This is a genomic window from Myxococcus sp. NMCA1 (assembly GCF_026810205.1).
Lineage (GTDB): Bacteria > Myxococcota > Myxococcia > Myxococcales > Myxococcaceae > Myxococcus > Myxococcus xanthus_A.
Genome location: NZ_CP113950.1, coordinates 1,860,779 through 1,879,856 on the forward strand (window position 1 = coordinate 1,860,779; position 19,078 = coordinate 1,879,856).

The window sequence follows — 19,078 nt, forward strand, 5'->3', positions numbered from 1 at the left end:
GCACCACGCTGGAGAGCGGAGGCCCCTGCTCCAGCAACTCCCGGAGCGCGTCGGTGGTCTCCTTCAGCACGGGGTACTGGAAGAGGGTGGCCAAGGGAACCGGAAGGCCGAATTCCTCCTCCATGCGCGCCAGGAGGCGCATGCCCAGGATGGAGTCTCCGCCGTGCTGGAAGAAGTCGTCGTCGGGCCCCAGGCCGGGCTGGTTGAGGACCTCTCGCCACAGGTTCAACAGCCGCATCTCCAGCGTGGAGCGGAGCTCCAGGGCCGTGGTGGGGTTCGCCGTGGGCTCTGGCGCCTTCGTGGCCGCGGCGTGGGCCTCCGGGTCGGGCAGGGCATGGCGGTCCACCTTGCCGTTGGCGTTGATGGGGAGCGCCTCCATGACGACGAAAGCCGCGGGCACCATGTACGACGGAAGCTGCTCCGCCACGTGCCCGCGCAGTGCCTCGACGGCCACGGCATCCGGTGGCGCCTGGACATAGGCCGCGAGCTGCTGGAGCCCCGTGGACGCGGTGCGGGCCAGCACCACCGCCTCCTCCACGCGTGGGAAGCGGCGCAGGCAGGCCTCGATTTCCGCCAGCTCGATGCGGAAGCCACGAATCTTCACCTGGTGGTCCGCGCGGCCCAGGAAGCGCAGGCGTCCGTCGGGTAGCATCCGGGCCAGGTCCCCCGTGTGGTACATGCGCGCGCCCGGCTCGGCGGAGAACGGGTCGGGGATGAATCGCTCGGCCGTCATGTCCGGCGCTCGCAGGTACCCGCGGGAGAGCGCCGCACCGCCGATGTACACGCGCCCTGGAAGGCCCGGCAGCACCGGCGTCAGGTGTTCGTCCAGGAGGTAGAAGCGCACGCGCGGAATCGGACGGCCAATGGGGAACGTGGCGTCGGTGCCCACGCCTTCCGCGCCGGGGATGTCACACGTGGCGGAGGTAATCGTGCACTCGGTGGGGCCGTAGACGTTGAGCCACGGGGCATGGCCGCCGCCCACGCGCACCCAGGCCTCGTACGTCTCGCGCTTGAGGACGTCACCGCCGGGGGCCAGCAGCCGCAGCCGCGCGGGCACCCGCTGCCCCAGCGCTTCCATCTGACGAATCCACTCCTCGATGTACGTGGGCGGCAGGCTGATGATGGTGATGTCCGTCTCCTCCAGGTACGGCGTCATCGCGTGCGCGGGCACCAGCCCGCTGCGCATCACCACCGTGGCGCCCACCGCGAGCGGCGGGTAGAGGTCCTCCGCCGCGGCGTCGAAGCTCAGCGGCGCGAACTGGAGCATCCGGTCCCCGGGCCGCAGTCCGAAGCGCGCGGCCATGGCGAGGTTGTGGTTGACCACGGAGCGGTGCTCCACCATCACCCCCTTGGGCTCGCCCGTGGAGCCCGAGGTGAAGACGATGTAGGCGAGCTGGGTGTCCGCCACCGCGCGCGGTCCGGGCTCCAGGTCCTCCGCCACGTGCTCGGGCCGAGGCGGTACCTCCACGTCTGGTACCAGCCCCTGGTGCGCGGCCAGGGCCTCCGCGTCCGCCCACAACCTGCGAACGCCGGCGCGCTCCAGCACGGTGCGCTTGCGGGGTTCGGGCCAGTTGATGTCCAGCGGGACGTAAGCGCCTCCCGCCTTGAGGATGCCCAGCAGCGCGGCCATGCCCTGCGCGGAAGGCTCCATCACGATGGCCACCCGCTCCTCGGGACGCAGGCCGCGTTCGAGCAGGTACCGCGCCAGCAGGTTGGCGCGGGCATTCAGCTCCGCGTAGCTCCAGGTCGTCGTGTCATGGGCCACCGCGGGCGCGTTCGGAGTGCGGCGCACCTGGGACTCGAAGAACGTGTGGATGCAGGTGCCGGCGGGCACGTCCTGTGGTCCACCCGCGAGAGCTGACAGCAATTGCGCCTGCTGGGCCGCCGAGAGCAAGGGCAGCCGAGACAATGGCGCGTCCGGGGCACGCACGGCCTGAGACAGCAGGTGCTCGAACGCATGGGCCATGCGGCTGGACGTCGCAGGGGTGAAGAGGGCGCTGTCGGTGGCGAGCAGCCCCTCCATGCCACCTCCGGGGTGCTCCACCAGACTGAGCACCACGTCGTACGCGGGAATGACGCTGTCGCCGAGCAGCTCCGACGCGGAGAGTCCCTCGAAGGAAGGGCTGGAGAAGCGGTCCAGGACGAGCAGGGCCTGTGCCAGGAGCGGCGCGGTGCGGCTGGCGTCGGGCTGCACGGCGTCCGCGATGCGCTTGAAGGGCACCTCTTGATGAGTGGTGGCGTGCAGCACCACGCCGTGGGCGCGGCGGAGCAGCTCACGGAAGGAAGGCTGCCCGGAGACATCGGTGCACAGGGGCAGGATGTTCGCGAAGTAGCCGACCCGGTGCTCCGTCTGCGGCAGGGTGCGTCCGGAGGACGGCGAGGCCACGACCACGTGCGACTGGGCGCTCAGCCGGTGGAGCCAGGCCTGCATCAACGCGAGGGTCGCGGTGAAGGTGGAGACGCCCTCCTGGCGCGCGAGTGCTTCCAGTGCGCTCAGGTCCCCGGACGCGAGTGTCAGCCGCGTGGGGCGCATGTTCGCGTTGAGCGCGGGAGCGCGGCGCGGGAAGTCGGTGGGCAGGTCCAACACCGGCGGCGCGTGGGCCAGGGCCTGCTTCCAGGACTCGAGGCTCGCGTCCACCTGACGCTGGTGCTCCGGGCTGCGTTGCCAGAGCGCGAAGTCGCCGTATTGGATGTCGGGTGGAAGTGGCGCGGGCGCGCCGGTGCGAGCCGCTCGATACGCCGCGACCAGTTCCTCCATGAACGCCTGCGTGCCCACGCCATCGGTGACGAGGTGGCTGAGCGAGGCGATGAAGGCATGCAGCAGCCCCGTCGTGTCGAGCTGGAGCAACTCGAAGCGATAGAGGGGGCCCTTCTGGATGTCGAAGTGCCGCTGGGCCTCTCGCGTAGCGGCTGCGCGCGCGGTGTGCTGCGCCTCTTCGAGCGGCAGGTGTGACAGGTCCGTTCGCGAGAGGACCGGACGCTGCGGGCCGTGCACCCTGGCGATGACGCGGTCTGCTTCCAGGTGGAAGGTCGTTCGCAGGGTCTCGTTGTGCTCCAGCACGGTTTCGAGGGCGGCTTCGAGCTTCGCCGCGTCGAGTGCGCCTTCGAGCACGAGGGACACCTGCACCACGTAGGGCGGAGCGTCCGGGAGCTGGAGCGCGTACCACAGGCGTTCCTGGACCAGCGACGCGGGGATTCGCGATGGCCTGGGGCTCGCGGGCCGCAGGACGTCTTGGGCCTGCGCCGCCGTGCCGATCACCTGGGCAAGCGCGGCGACGGAGGGAGAGGAGAAGAGAGAGGAGAGAGGAAGCTCGACGCCGAAGGAGGAGCGGATGCGAGCTGCGAGGCGAGTGGCGCTGAGGGAGTGTCCGCCGAGAGAGAAGAAGTCGTCGTGGCGAGAGAGGGAGGAGAGGCCGAGGACCTGGCAGAAGAGTTGAGCGAGGAGCTCCTCGACGTGGCCCTGAGGAGGAAGAGAGGGGGGAGAGTCGTCGGAGGGGAGAGGGAGGGAGGCGAGGGCGCGGCGGTCGACTTTGCCGTTGGGAGAGGTGGGGAGGGAGTCGAGGGAGAGGAGGCGAGAGGGCACCAAGGGTGCCGGGAGAGAGAGGGCGAGAGAGGGGAGGAGGGAGTCGGAGGAGAAGCCGGGGAGGAGGGAGACGAAGGCGACGAGGCGGACGTCGGAGGAGTGGGGAGAGGAGAGAGGAAGGACGGCGGCCTGACGGACGCCGGGGAGGAGGGAGAGGGCGGCCTCGACTTCCTCGGGCTCGACGCGGACGCCGCGCACCTTCACCTGGAAGTCAGTGCGTCCGAGGTAGGAGAGAGTGCCGTCGGGATTCCAGCGGACGCGGTCGCCGGTGCGGTAGAGGCGGGCGCCGGGGGTGGAGGAGAAGGCGTCAGGGACGAAGCGCTCGGCGGTGAGGTGAGGAAGAGCGCGGTAGCCGCGAGCGAGGCCTGCGCCGCCGAGGAAGAGCTCGCCCGGGACGCCGATGGGGACGGGGAGGCCCGCGTCGTCGAGGACGTAGGCGCGCACGCGAGGAAGGGGGCGTCCGAGGAGGGGAGGCGCGCCCGGGGAGAGGAGGTGGAGGGAGGAGAGGCAGGTGGCCTCGCAAGGGCCGTAGCCGTTGAGGAGGCGCACGGGGCCCTGGGAGAGGCGAAGGAGGAGAGAAGGGGGAGGAGGCTCGCCGCCGAGTTGGAGGAAGGAGAGGTTGAGGAAGGCGGCTTCAGCGCCGGCCTCTTCGAGGGCGGCGAGGAGGACGGAGGGTGTGGCGAGGAGGTGGGTGGCGCGGTAGCGGGAGGCGTGCCGGGAGAGTGAGTCGGGGCCAGTGGGGCGGAGGACGACGCGAGCGCCGCGAGTGAGGGGGTAGAGCAACTCGAGGACGTGGACGTCGAAGGCGACGGAGGCGGCGGCGAGGGTGCAGTCGCCAGGGAGAGAGGGGTAGAGGGCGTCAGCGGCGTCGAAGAGGTGAGAGAGGCTGCGGTGGGAGACTTCGACGGCCTTGGGTTGGCCGGTGGTGCCTGAGGTGAAGAGGACGAGGGCGAGGTGGTGAGGCGAGGCTGGGCGCAGCGGCGCGGAGTCGAGGCCGAATGCATCAGGCGAGACGAGGCGTACGCCAGTCAGCGGCTGGGAGAAGAGGCAGTGAGAAGCGACAACGAGGCGCGCTCCCGCCTGCTGAATGAGAGAAGCCCTGCGAGCCTCAGGGTGCGAAGGCTCCAGAGGAAGGTAAGCAGCGCCCGCCTTGAGGACAGCGAGGAGGGAGACGAGGAGCGAAGCAGAGCGCTCGACGCAGACGGCGACGACGGACTCGGGGCCGGCGCCAAGGGCCGAGAGGTGGCCTGCGAGGGCAGACGCGCGAGCGTCGAGCTGCTGGTAGGTGAGGGAGTCGTCGGAGTCGGCGACGAGCAGCGCGGTGGCGGCAGGCGTCCGCGCAACCTGAGCGTCCCAGAGCGAGACGAAGGTAGCGAGGGAGTCGAAGGGCCGCTCAGTGGCATTGAAGTCATGCAGCACTCGCTGGCGCTCCTCGGCGGAGAGCAGCGAGTGCGAGGCAAGCGGGGCCTGAGGAGCGGCGAGCGCGCTTTCGAGCAGCCGCAGGTAGTGCCCGAGCATCCGCTCCACGCTGCCTGCTTCGTACAGGTCACTGCTGTACTCCGCTCCAACATGCAGGCTGTCACCGTCTTCGAAGACATGCAGTGACAGATCCAGCTTTGCACTGGATGGGGAGACGGGGACCGAACGAGAGGACAGGGCTCCAAGGTGAAGCGGAGCGCCAGCGCGATTCCAGACGAAGGCGACCTGAACGAGCGGCGCGTGGTTGGGGCTGCGCTGGATGCCGAGGGCGTGGACAACGCGCTCGAAGGGAGCGTCCTGGTGAGAGAAGGCGTTGAGAGAAGTGGTGCGCGTGCGGGAGAGGAGCGAGGAGAAGGAGTCGTCGGAGAGGAAGCGTGTACGAAGGACGACGGTGTTGACGAAGAGGCCGACGACGTCCTCGGTGGCAGGGTGCGTGCGTCCGGAGACAGGAACGCCAACGCAGACGTCCAGCTGTCCGGAGTAGCGGTGCAGCAGCCCGGCGAAGGCGGCCTGGAGCGCCATGAACGGCGTCACCCCGTGCTCGCGGCAGAAGGCTCGCAGCGCCTGGGTGAGGGCTGGTGAGAGTTGCTGTCCCTCAATGGAGCCTCCCCTTCCAGTGAGGACGGAGGGGCGCGGTTTGTCGGTGGGAAGCTGAAGCAGCCGTGGCGCGTCGGCGAGCTGGCGCACCCAGTATTCGCGCTGGCGTTCTTCACGCTCCTGGAGCCGAGGCATGCGCTGCCATACGGCCACGTCGGCCCAGCTCAGGTCCACCGGCGCGAGCGAGGGAAGCGAATCCTGGGTGAAGGCGAGATATGCCTCGGCCATCTCTCGCATCAAGACGGACAGCGACGTCCCATCCACCAGCAGGTGGTGGAAGACGAGCAACAAGACATGCCGCTGTGGCGTGAGCTGCCACAGGCGGAACCGGTAGAGCGGTCCTTCCGCCATCGAGAAGGGGCGATCTGCTTCGTGTCGAAGATGTGCCGTCAGCGTTGTGGCGGATGCGTCTGGCTCCAGATGCTCCACGGACAGCACGCGCGGAGCGGCTGGTTGCAACAGTGGGACGGGATGTCCGTCGCGTGAAGCGGGAACCGCCAATCGCAGCACCGTGTGTCGCGAGACCATCCAGTGGAGCGCGGCTTCCAGTGCCTCGATGTCCAGGGGCCCCGTGAGCTCCAGTGCTTCGGGCATGTGGTAGGCGCTGGAGTCGGGCTGCAACTGGTGCAGGAACCACATGCGCTCCTGCGAGTACGAAAGCCGCGCGCGCTCATCGTCGTGACGAGGCGTCGGCGCTGGCAGTGACGTCTCGGTAGCGCCCTGGATTCCCTCCAACTCACGAGCAAGCGCGGCGACGGAGGGAGAGGAGAAGAGAGAGGAGAGAGGAAGCTCGACGCCGAAGGAGGAGCGGATGCGAGCTGCGAGGCGAGTGGCGCTGAGGGAGTGTCCGCCGAGAGAGAAGAAGTCGTCGTGGCGAGAGAGGGAGGAGAGGCCGAGGACCTGGCAGAAGAGTTGAGCGAGGAGCTCCTCGACGTGGCCCTGAGGAGGAAGAGAGGGGGGAGAGTCGTCGGAGGGGAGAGGGAGGGAGGCGAGGGCGCGGCGGTCGACTTTGCCGTTGGGAGAGGTGGGGAGGGAGTCGAGGGAGAGGAGGCGAGAGGGCACCAAGGGTGCCGGGAGAGAGAGGGCGAGAGAGGGGAGGAGGGAGTCGGAGGAGAAGCCGGGGAGGAGGGAGACGAAGGCGACGAGGCGGACGTCGGAGGAGTGGGGAGAGGAGAGAGGAAGGACGGCGGCCTGACGGACGCCGGGGAGGAGGGAGAGGGCGGCCTCGACTTCCTCGGGCTCGACGCGGACGCCGCGCACCTTCACCTGGAAGTCAGTGCGTCCGAGGTAGGAGAGAGTGCCGTCGGGATTCCAGCGGACGCGGTCGCCGGTGCGGTAGAGGCGGGCGCCGGGGGTGGAGGAGAAGGCGTCAGGGACGAAGCGCTCGGCGGTGAGGTGAGGAAGAGCGCGGTAGCCGCGAGCGAGGCCTGCGCCGCCGAGGAAGAGCTCGCCCGGGACGCCGATGGGGACGGGGAGGCCCGCGTCGTCGAGGACGTAGGCGCGCACGCGAGGAAGGGGGCGTCCGAGGAGGGGAGGCGCGCCCGGGGAGAGGAGGTGGAGGGAGGAGAGGCAGGTGGCCTCGCAAGGGCCGTAGCCGTTGAGGAGGCGCACGGGGCCCTGGGAGAGGCGAAGGAGGAGAGAAGGGGGAGGAGGCTCGCCGCCGAGTTGGAGGAAGGAGAGGTTGAGGAAGGCGGCTTCAGCGCCGGCCTCTTCGAGGGCGGCGAGGAGGACGGAGGGTGTGGCGAGGAGGTGGGTGGCGCGGTAGCGGGAGGCGTGCCGGGAGAGTGAGTCGGGGCCAGTGGGGCGGAGGACGACGCGAGCGCCGCGAGTGAGGGGGTAGAGCAACTCGAGGACGTGGACGTCGAAGGCGACGGAGGCGGCGGCGAGGGTGCAGTCGCCAGGGAGAGAGGGGTAGAGGGCGTCAGCGGCGTCGAAGAGGTGAGAGAGGCTGCGGTGGGAGACTTCGACGGCCTTGGGTTGGCCGGTGGTGCCTGAGGTGAAGAGGACGAGGGCGAGGTGGTGAGGCGAGGCTGGGCGCAGCGGCGCGGAGTCGAGGCCGAATGCATCAGGCGAGACGAGGCGTACGCCAGTCAGCGGCTGGGAGAAGAGGCAGTGAGAAGCGACAACGAGGCGCGCTCCCGCCTGCTGAATGAGAGAAGCCCTGCGAGCCTCAGGGTGCGAAGGCTCCAGAGGAAGGTAAGCAGCGCCCGCCTTGAGGACAGCGAGGAGGGAGACGAGGAGCGAAGCAGAGCGCTCGACGCAGACGGCGACGACGGACTCGGGGCCGGCGCCAAGGGCCGAGAGGTGGCCTGCGAGGGCAGACGCGCGAGCGTCGAGCTGCTGGTAGGTGAGGGAGTCGTCGGAGTCGGCGACGAGCAGCGCGGTGGCGGCAGGCGTCCGCGCAACCTGAGCGTCCCAGAGCGAGACGAAGGTAGCGAGGGAGTCGAAGGGCCGCTCAGTGGCATTGAAGTCATGCAGCACTCGCTGGCGCTCCTCGGCGGAGAGCAGCGAGTGTGAGGCAAGCGGGGCCTGAGGCGCGGCGAGCGCGCTTTCGAGCAGCCGCAGGTAGTGCCCGAGCATCCGCTCCACGCTGCCTGCTTCGTACAGGTCACTGCTGTACTCCGTCGCGAGCTCAAAACCCTGCGAGTCCTCGCGCACCAGCAGCGCGAGATCCAGCTTCGCGCTGGAAGACGGAACGGAAAGCGGACGAGAAGCGCTGGCCCCGAGGTGAAGCGGAGCGCCAGCGCGATTCCAGACGAAGGCGACCTGGACGAGCGGCGCGTGGTTGGCGCTGCGCTGGATGCCGAGGGCGTGGACGACGCGCTCGAAGGGAGCGTCCTGGTGAGAGAAGGCGTCGAGAGAAGTGGTGCGCGTGCGGGAGAGGAGTGAGGAGAAGGAGTCGTCGGAGAGGAAGCGTGTACGAAGGACGACGGTGTTGACGAAGAGGCCGACGACGTCCTCGGTGGCAGGGTGCGTGCGTCCGGAGACAGGAACGCCAACGCAGACGTCCAGCTGTCCGGAGTAGCGGTGCAGCAGCCCGGCGAAGGCGGCCTGGAGCGCCATGAACGGCGTCACCCCGTGCTCGCGGCAGAAGGCTCGCAGCGTTCCATCCAGCTCGGCCGAAAGACGGAGACCGGAAACGAGTCCACCCTTGCCCGTGAGCGCGGCGGGACGCGGTGTGTCCGTGGGAAGCTGAAGCAACGGTGGCGCGTCGGCGAGCTCGCGCATCCAGTACGTCAGGTGTGCATCCTCATGCGCGCGCAGAGGCTCGGTGCGCTGCCAGGTGGCGACGTCCGCGTTGTCCAGTGCGACGCGTGGAGCCGCAGGAGACCCTCCCTGTTGGAAGGACGGGTACGCCTCCGCCAGTTCGTTCAGCAGCAGGGAAAGGCTGTGCCCGTCGACCAGCAGGTGGTGGAAGACGAGCAACAGGACGTGATGCTCAGAAGAGAGCCGCCACAGGTGGAAGCGGTACAGCGGCCCATCCTCCATGGAGAACGGGCGCTCGGCTTCCTGCTGCAAGCACTGTTCGAGTGCCTCTGGCGCGAGCTCAAGCGTCTCCACCTCCAGCACGCGCTCCGGAACAGCGATGAGCCTCGGCGCCGGGTTCCCGTCGGAAGAGGCAGGCACCACCAGCCGCAACACGGCATGCCGTGAGACCAGCCATTGGAGCGAAGCTTCCAGTGCCGCCACGTCCAGCGGTCCCGTGAGTTCCAGGGCCTCGGGCAGGTGATAGGCGCTGGACTCGGGCTGCAACCGGTGCAGGAGCCACATCCGTTCCTGCGCGGACGAAAGCACCGCGCGTTCGCCATCCTCACGACGCTCGGGCGCCGGCAACACGAGCCCCGCGGTGCCCTGGACTCGAGCCAGTTCCCGCGCGAGTCCAGCCACGCTCGGCGATGCGAACAGGGCGGTGAGTGGCAGCGCGGCGCCGAAGGACTGCCGGACCCGGGCCATCAGCCGTGTGGCACTGAGCGAATGCCCCCCCAGGCTGAAGAAGTCATCGTCTCGGGCGACAGACGTGACACCGAGCACCTGGCAGAACACCTGCGCCAGAAGCTCTTCCACGGGACCCCGTGGAGGCTCACCCCGAGGCGCTGACTCCACCGCGTGCGAGGGCAGTGCCGCCAGGGCTCCACGGTCCACCTTGCCACTGGTTGTCGTGGGGAGTGCATCCACCGCGAGGATGGCGGAAGGCACCATGTGCTCTGGCAGCAGTTGCTTCAGGTGCGCCCGAAGGGACGCCAGTTCTAGCGTGGAGGCGCGCACGGACTGGGGCACCACGTAGGCAACCAGGCGCGAGTCACCCGGGGCGTCCTCTCGCACCAGGGCCACCGCGGCGCGCACGCCGGGGGCTGCAAGGAGCGCTGTTTCCACTTCCGCCAGCTCGATGCGGAAGCCCCGCACCTTCACCTGGGTGTCGACGCGGCCCAGGTACTCCAGCGTTCCATGGGCCCGCCACCGGACCTGGTCACCCGTGCGGTAGAGCCGCTCGCCGGGCGTGGTGCCGAAGGGGTTGGGAATGAAGCGCTCGGCGGTGAGCGCCGGCTGGCCCAGGTAACCACGCGCCAGGCTCGCTCCCGCGATGTACAGCTCGCCCGGAAGGCCCAGTGGCACGGGCTCCAGGTGCGCATCCAGGACGTACATGCACACGTTGGCGAACGGCCGTCCGATGGAGGGCCGCCCGGCGTCGATGGGATGCGCGGTGACGTCCACCGTGCACTCGGTGGGGCCATACACGTTGAAGCAGGTGAGGCCCGGATGGCGGACGAGCCGCTCCCACAGCACCTCGTCCACGGCTTCGCCGCCCACGAGCACGCGCAGCGGGTGACGCCCACCCAAGCCCTCGTCCAGCAGCAGCCGCAGGTGCGACGGGACACAATCGAAGACGTCCACACGCTGTTCCACCAGCCATGCGCACAGCTTCGAAACATCGTCACGGACAGGTTGGGGAACGACGCAGAGCGTGTGCCCGTCCGCCAGTTGCACCAGTTGCTGAACCGAGGCGTCGAACGAAATCGATGCGTTGAGGCTGACGCGCAGCGGGCCTGTCGTGCCGGCGTAGGCGGACTCCGCCAGCGCTGCACGCAGGTTCATCATCGAGCCGTGCTGCACCATGATGCCCTTGGGCTGGCCGGTGCTTCCGGACGTGTAGATGACGTAGGCCAGATGCTCCGGCGCGGTGACGCGAGGTGGGTTGGCGTCACCCTGCGCTGGCATGTCCGCCACGGCGTCCACGCACAGGGTGGGGATGCCGAATGGCTCGACGGACGCGAGCAGCGACGATTGAGTCAGCGCCAGCTGGACTCCACTGTCCTGGAGCACGCGCGCGATTCGTTCGCGAGGATAGGCCGCGTCCACGGGAACGTAGGCCCCGCCTGCCTTCAGGATGCCGAGCACGCCGGTGGCCAGGTCCACCCCGCGCTCCAGGATGAGGGCCACGCGGACTTCGGGGGCGACGCCGCGGGCTCGCAGGGCCCAGGCCACCTGGTTCGCTCGGCGATTGAGCGCGTCATAGGTGAGTGCCTGCCGGCCATCGACGACGGCGAGCGCGTCCGGTGTCCGGAGCGCCCACGCCTCGAAGCGCTCGTGCAATGCGCCTTCCCAGGCAAACATCCGCTGCGTGTCGTTCCAGGCGCGCAGCAACTGCCCCCGCTCGCTGTCGGACGCCATGGGCAGGGTGTCCAGCCGAGAGGATGGCGACTGGAGCGCATGTTCGAGCAGGCGCGAGTAATGGCTCTGCAGGCGTTCGACGGTTTCGGCCTCGAACAGGTCGGTGCTGTAGCTGGCGGCGAGTGAGAACCCCTCCGGCGACTCGGTCATCACGACCGACAGGTCGAACTGGCTCGTGGCCAGCTCGGGCCACAGGGGCCGTCCGTGGAGTCCAGGCAGTGCTTCCGCCAGGGCGTGTCCGGCGCGAATCAATCCGAACATCACCTGGAAGAGCGGGGAGTGGCGCGGACTGCGCTGCACATCCAGGGCCTGCACCACCCGCTCGAAGGGGGCGTCCTGGTGGGCGATGCTTTCGAGCACGGTGGTACGGACCCGTGCGAGCAGGGACGCGAAGGAATCCTCCGGCTGCGCGTGCGTGCGCAGCACCACCGTGTTGACGAAGAGGCCGACGACGTCCTCGGTGGCCGGGTGGGTTCGCCCCGCCATCGGGGTGCCCACACAGACTTCGGGCTGGTCCGAGTAACGGTGGAGCAGTGCCGCGAAGGCCGCGTAGAGCACCATGAACGGTGTCACGCCCTGCAGGCGGCAGAAGTCGTGAAGGGCCGCCGACACCTCAGGTGCCAGGGGCCGCTGTGCGGTCACTCGCCCCTGACTCGACAGCACGGCGGGACGAGGCTTGTCCGTGGGAAGCGAGAGCAGCCGGGGTGCATCCGCGAGCTGGCGGGTCCAATAGGCCAGGTGCGCGTCTTCGTGCGCGAGCACGGCCTCGGTTCGTTGCCAGGCCGCGACATCGGCCCAGTCCAGCGTCACGGGCGGCAGCTCGGGAGCTGCGGCCTGCTGGAACGCCCGATAGGCCACGCCCAGTTCGCGCACCAGGACGGAGAGGGCCAGTTCATCCACCAGCAGGTGGTGGAATACGAGCAGCAGCGCATGCCGCTCGGGTGAGAGCCGCCACAGGTGGAAGCGGTAGAGCGGGCCCTCCGCCATGGGGAAGACGCGCTCGGCTTCGAGGCGCAGCCGCTCTTCCAGCACAAGCGGCGCGTCCGACAGCGTCTGCACGGTCAGGACGCGCTCAGGGACGTCACGGAGGAAGGGAGCAGGACGTCCTTCGTCAGAGGGGACGGCGAGCCGCAGCACGGCATGGCGTGACACCAGCCAGCGGAGAGCGGACTCCAGCGCATCGACGTCCAGAGCGCCCTGAAGGAGAGCGGCTTCGGGGATGTGGTAGGCGGAGGAGTCGGGCTGGAGTTGCTGGATGAACCACAAGCGCTCCTGAGTGGAGGAGAGCACCGGCGCGGAGGCCTCGGCTCTCGGAGTGGGCGCAGGCAGGAGCGACGTCCCGGTGCCCGACAGTCCTTCGACTTCGCGAGCGAGAGAAGCGACGGAAGGGGCGGAGAAGAAGGAGGAGAGAGGGAGGTCGACGCCGAGAGAAGAGCGGATGCGAGCGACGAGACGGGTGGCGCTGAGGGAGTGGCCACCGAGGGAGAAGAAGTCGTCGTTGCGGGAGAGAGAGGAGAGGCCGAGGACCTGGCAGAAGAGCTGAGCGAGAGCGACTTCGAGAGGGCCGGAGGGCGACTGGAAGGGCGCGTCGGAGGAAGAGGCGGGGAGAGGAAGGGAGGAGAGGGCGCGGCGGTCGACTTTGCCGTTGGTGGTGGTGGGGAGAGAGGGGAGTGAGACGAGGGGAGAAGGAAGGAGTGCCTCGGGGAGGAGGCGTGAGAGTTGGTGTCGGAGTGAGGAGGGGAGGAAGGGGGTGGCGTCGTCGAGGACGAGGAAGGCGACGAGGCGGACGTCGGAGGAGTGAGGAGAGGAGAGAGGAAGGACGGCGGCCTGACGGACGCCCGGGAGGCGGCAGAGGGCGGCCTCGACTTCCTCGGGCTCGACACGGACGCCGCGCACCTTGAGCTGGAAGTCGGTGCGTCCGAGGTAGGAGAGAGTGCCGTCGGGATTCCAGCGGACACGGTCGCCGGTGCGGTAGAGGCGAGCGCCGGGGGTGGAGGAGAAGGCGTCGGGGACGAAGCGCTCAGCGGTGAGGTGAGGCAGGGCGCGGTAGCCGCGAGCGAGGCCTTCGCCGCCGAGGAAGAGCTCGCCCGGGACGCCGATGGGAGTGGGAAGTCCGGCCTCGTCGAGGACGTAGGCTTGAGAGCGAGCCAGCGGCTGGCCCAGGCGGACGGGGCGGTGGGCTTCCACCTTCTCGGCCACCACGCAGATGGTCGTCTCCGTCGGGCCGTAGGTATTGAGCAGTTGCAGGGACGAATCCTGGAGCTGCCGCGTCAACGGGTCCGGCAGCGCCTCGCCTCCCGAGATGAGGCGCTTGAGTGAGCGAAGCGCCGCAACGGCTCCGGGCTCCTCCATCGCGTGGCCAGCGACGACGGCGTGGTGCTGACGTGAGTGATGCCGTGGCGGGCAATGTCTCCTCCCAACCCCAGCGGCCCCACGTCACGCAGAATGACCGTGGCGCCTCGAGTGAGCCCGTAGAACAGCTCTTCCAGGTGGATGTCGAAGGAGAAGCTGCTGGAGGAGGCCCAGCAGTCACCGGGGCGCGTGTCGTAGAGGGCGTCGAAGGAGTCGAAGGCGTGGACGAGGGAGCGGTGAGAAAGCTCGACGCCCTTGGGCTGGCCAGTAGAGCCGGAGGTGAAGAGGAGGTAGGCGAGCGAGTCCGGAAGGACGAGAGGAAGGGGGAGCGAAGAAGAGGAAGCCGGGGGCGTCGGCTGGACGAGGGGAATCGTCAGCGAGGAGTCGGAGAAGAACTCCGGGCGGGAGAGGACGAAGCGAGCGCGGGCGCGGTGGAGGAGAGAGGCACGGCGCTCGGGCGGGTGCGTGGCTTCGAGGGGAAGGCAGGTAGCGCCACTGAGGAGGATGGCGAGGAGGCCGACGACGGCGTCATCGGAGCGCTCGAGGCACAGGCCGACGACGTCCTCTGGGAGGACGCCCAGGCCCAGCAGGTGCTGGGCAAGACGGGTGGCGCGGGCGTGGAGCTGGGAGAAGGAGAAGCGAAGGCCGGAGGAGGCGAGGACAAGGGCGGTGGCGTCGGGAGTGCGAGCGACCTGCGCCGTCCAGAGGGAGGCCACCGAGGCGAGGGAGTCGAAAGGCCTGGAGGTGGCGTTGAAGGAGAAGAGGACCTGCTGGCGCTCGGAGGAGGAGAGCAGGTCGATGGAGGCGAGAGGCGCGGAGGGAGCAGCGAGGGCGCCCTCGAGCAGGCGCAGGTAGTGGCCCACCATGCGCTGGATGGAGTCGTGCTCGAACAGGTCGGTGCTGTACTGCACCGTCACGCCGAAACCTTCCGTGCTGGCGTGCACCGTCAGCGACAGATCGAAGTGCGTGGTGTGGATGTCCAGTTCCAGCGGGCGCGCATCAAGCCCAGGGAATGCGCCCGTCAACGCATCGCCCTGCTGGTACAGGTCGAACATCACCTGGAAGAGCGGTGAGTGAGCGGGAGTGCGCTCCACGCCAAGCGCACGGACGATGCGCTCGAAGGGAACGTCCTGGTGGGACATGGCCTCTAGGGTGGTGGCGCGGACCTCGGAGAGCAGCGAGTCGAAGGAACTCTTCGCGCGCACCTGGCTGCGCAGCACCAGCGTGTTCACCAGGGTACCGACGATGTCCTCGGTGGCCGGATGGGTGCGGCCCGCGACGGGCGTGCCCACGCAGAAGTCGGACTGCTGCGAATAGCGGTGCAGCAGCGCGGCGAAGGCCGCGTAGAACACCATGAATGGCGTGACTTGCCGCTCGCGGCAGAGTGCGCGCACGGCCTCGTTCAGGTGAATGGACAGCGGCTCACGGCGGGTCAGCCGTCCCCGAGGTGAGAGGAGGGGGGGCCGCGCCTTGTCCGTGGGAAGCGAAAGGACTGCCGGTGCGCCGGTGAGCTGCTGTTTCCAGTAATCGAGCTGCGCGTCCTCGCTCGCGAGCACAGGGGCACTGCGCTGCCAGACCGCCACGTCCGCCCAGTCCAGTGTCAGAGGCGGCAGCTCGGGAGCTGCGGCCTGCTGGAACGCCCGATAGGCCACGCCCAATTCGCGGACCAGGATGGACAGGGACAAGCCATCCACCGCCAGGTGGTGGAAGACGAGCGACAGGACGTGGTGCTCGGCGGACAGCGTCAGCAGGCTGAAGCGATAGAGCGGGCCATGCTCCATCGAGAACGGCGTGTCGATCTCCTGACGCGTCCAGGGCTGCACCTCGTCGGCGTCCTCCGCCTTCTGGTGACGGAGGACGCGCTCAGGGACGTCACGGAGGAAGGGAGCAGGACGTCCTTCGTCAGAGGGGACGGCGAGTCGCAGCACGGCATGGCGTGACACCAGCCAGCGGAGAGCGGACTCCAGCGCATCGACGTCCAGAGCGCCCTGAAGGAGAGCGGCTTCGGGGATGTGGTAGGCGGAGGAGTCGGGCTGGAGTTGCTGGATGAACCACAAGCGCTCCTGAGTGGAGGAGAGCACCGGCGCGGAGGCCTCGGCTCTCGGAGTGGGCGCAGGCAGGAGCGACGTCCCGGTGCCCGACAGTCCTTCGACTTCGCGAGCGAGAGAAGCGACGGAAGGGGCGGAGAAGAAGGAGGAGAGAGGGAGGTCGACGCCGAGAGAAGAGCGGATGCGAGCGACGAGACGGGTGGCGCTGAGGGAGTGGCCACCGAGGGAGAAGAAGTCGTCGTTGCGGGAGAGAGAGGAGAGGCCGAGGACCTGGCAGAAGAGCTGAGCGAGAGCGACTTCGAGAGGGCCGGAGGGCGACTGGAAGGGCGCGTCGGAGGAAGAGGCGGGGAGAGGAAGGGAGGAGAGGGCGCGGCGGTCGACTTTGCCGTTGGTGGTGGTGGGGAGAGAGGGGAGTGAGACGAGGGGAGAAGGAAGGAGTGCCTCGGGGAGGAGGCGTGAGAGTTGGTGTCGGAGTGAGGAGGGGAGGAAGGGGGTGGCGTCGTCGAGGACGAGGAAGGCGACGAGGCGGACGTCGGAGGAGTGAGGAGAGGAGAGAGGAAGGACGGCGGCCTGACGGACGCCCGGGAGGCGGCAGAGGGCGGCCTCGACTTCCTCGGGCTCGACACGGACGCCGCGCACCTTGAGCTGGAAGTCGGTGCGTCCGAGGTAGGAGAGAGTGCCGTCGGGATTCCAGCGGACACGGTCGCCGGTGCGGTAGAGGCGGGCGCCGGGGGTGGAGGAGAAGGCGTCGGGGACGAAGCGCTCAGCGGTGAGGTGAGGCAGGGCGCGGTAGCCGCGAGCGAGGCCTTCGCCGCCGAGGAAGAGCTCGCCCGGGACGCCGATGGGAGTGGGCAGGCCGGCCTCGTCGAGGACGTAGGCTTGAGAGCGAGCCAGCGGCTGGCCCAGGCGGACGGGGCGGTGGGCTTCCACCTTCTCGGCCACCACGCAGATGGTCGTCTCCGTCGGGCCGTAGGCATTGATGAGCGACGTTCGCGTCAGCGCCAATTGCTCCACCAGTGGCTCGGGCAAGGCCTCACCGCCCACGACAATGGCCTTCATGGAACGCAGCGCTTCGGGCGCTCCAGGTTCCTCCATCGCGGTGGCCAGCGATGAAGGTGTGATGACGATGTGGGTGATGCCGTGGCGGGTGATGTCGCGCCCCAGCCCCAGCGGCCCCACGTCGCGCAGCACCGTCGTCCCTCCGCGTGTCAGGCAGAAGAGGACATCCTCCAGATGCATGTCGAAGGAGAAGCTGCTGGAGGAGGCCCAGCAGTCACCGGGGCGAGTGTCGTAGAGGGCGTCGAAGGAGTCGAAGGCGTGGACGAGGGAGCGGTGAGAAAGCTCGACGCCCTTGGGCTCGCCAGTAGAGCCGGAGGTGAAGAGGAGGTAGGCGAGCGAGTCCGGAAGGACGAGAGGAAGGGGGAGCGAAGAAGAGGAAGCCGGAGGCGTTGGCTGGACGAGGGGAATCGTCAGCGAGGAGTCGGAGAAGAACTCCGGGCGGGAGAGGACGAAGCGAGCGCGGGCGCGGTGGAGGAGAGAGGCACGGCGCTCGGGCGGGTGCGTGGCTTCGAGGGGAAGGCAGGTAGCGCCACTGAGGAGGATGGCGAGGAGGCCGACGACGGCGTCATCGGAGCGCTCGAGGCACAGGCCGACGACGTCCTCTGGGAGGACGCCCAGGCCCAGCAGGTGCTGGGCAAGACGGGTGGCGCGGGCGTGGAGCTGGGAGAAGGAGAAGCGAAGGCCGGAGGAGGCGAGGACAAGGGCGGTGGCGTCGGGAGTGCGAGCGACCTGCGCCGTCCAGAGGGAGGCCACCGAGGCGAGGGAGTCGAAAGGCCTGGAGGTGGCGTTGAAGGAGAAGAGGACCTGCTGGCGCTCGGAGGAGGAGAGCAGGTCGATGGAGGCGAGAGGCGCGGAGGGAGCAGCGAGGGCGCCCTCGAGCAGGCGCAGGTAGTGGCCCACCATGCGCTGGATGGAGTCGTGCTCGAACAGGTCGGTGCTGTACTGCACCGTCACGCCGAAGCCAGAGGGGCCTTCGATGATGGTGAGCGACAGGTCGAACTGGCTGGTCCCGGTATCCACATGGAGCGCGCGAGCGCCCACGCCCGAGAACGCGCCCGCCAGCGAGTCCTCTTCCTGGTACAGGTCGAACATCACCTGGAAGAGCGGTGAGTGACCGGGGTTGCGCTCCGCTTGCACCGCCTCGATGACTCGCTCGAACGGTGCTTCCTGGTGTGAGTACGCGGCGAGCGCGCATTCCCTCGCACGCGTCAGCAGCCCGGCGAAGGTGTCACCCGTCCGCACCTGGGCGCGCAGGACCACGGTGTTGATGAACAGCCCGACCACGCCTTCCAGGGACAGGTGCGTGCGGCCCGCGACGGGCGTGCCCACGCAGAAGTCGGACTGCTGCGAGTAGCGGTGCAGCAGCGCGGCGAAGGCCGTGTAGAACACCATGAACGGGGTGACCTGCCGCTCGCGGCAGAGTGTGCGCACGGCCTCGGCCAGCGCCGAAGAGACTGGGAGCAGCTGGGTCTGGACGCCCTGGTCCGTGCGCACCGGCGGGCGCGGCTTGTCGGTGGGCATCTCCAGGATGTGCGGAACCCCGGCGAGCTGCTCCTTCCAATACGCGACGTGGGCCGCCTCGCGCGCCGCGACAGCGGGCGTCCGCTGCCAGGCCGCGAAGTCCGTGTACTCCAGCGGCAGAGGCGTCAGGTCGGGGGCCTGCCCACGGACGCGCGCCGTGTAGAGGACGCCCAGCTCGCGCATCAACACGTTGTAGCTCCAGCCGTCCACCACGAGGTGGTGCAGGGACAACGTGAAGACGTGCCGCTGTGCGGACATGCGGAAGAGGCAGAAGCGATACAGGGGCCCCTGGGCCAGGACGAAGGGCCGCTGGGCTTCTTCCCGCAACCGGCGCTCCAGCAACGTCTCGGGCGCCGCATCGGTCGAGAGGTCCTCGGTCACCAGGACCTGTGCGGCGACGTCTTGCACACCCAGCAGGGGATGTCCCTCGGGTGAGGAGGGCATGATGGAGCGGAGCGCGCGGTGCCGTGCCAGCAGTTGCCGCAGCGCCGCGTCGAGCGCGCCGGCATCCACGTCACCGGCGAGCTCCACCGCGCGCACCACGTTGTACGCGGCGGACGCGGGAGCAAGCTGGTGCAGGAACCACATCCGCTCCTGCGCGGAGGAGGGCTCCGCTCGCGTGTCGTCCCCGCGCCGGGTGGGCCCCGTGCCCTGGAGGGTGTTCTGTCCGGTGGCGGTGTCCGGAGTGCCGCGCTTCAGCAGCTTCTGCAGCAGCGCGCGCTTCTCCTCCGGAGTCAGCGAGTCCAGGTCGGTACGCGAGGTCATGTCG

The 19,078-nt window shown here is 69.1% G+C and carries 1 pseudogene; it reads right to left on the reverse strand.

Going from position 1 to position 19,078, the window contains the following annotated elements:
• Positions 1-63: 63 nt before the first annotated feature.
• A pseudogene (locus OZ403_RS07980) lies at positions 64-19,074 on the reverse strand (amino acid adenylation domain-containing protein).
• Positions 19,075-19,078 lie beyond the last annotated feature (4 nt).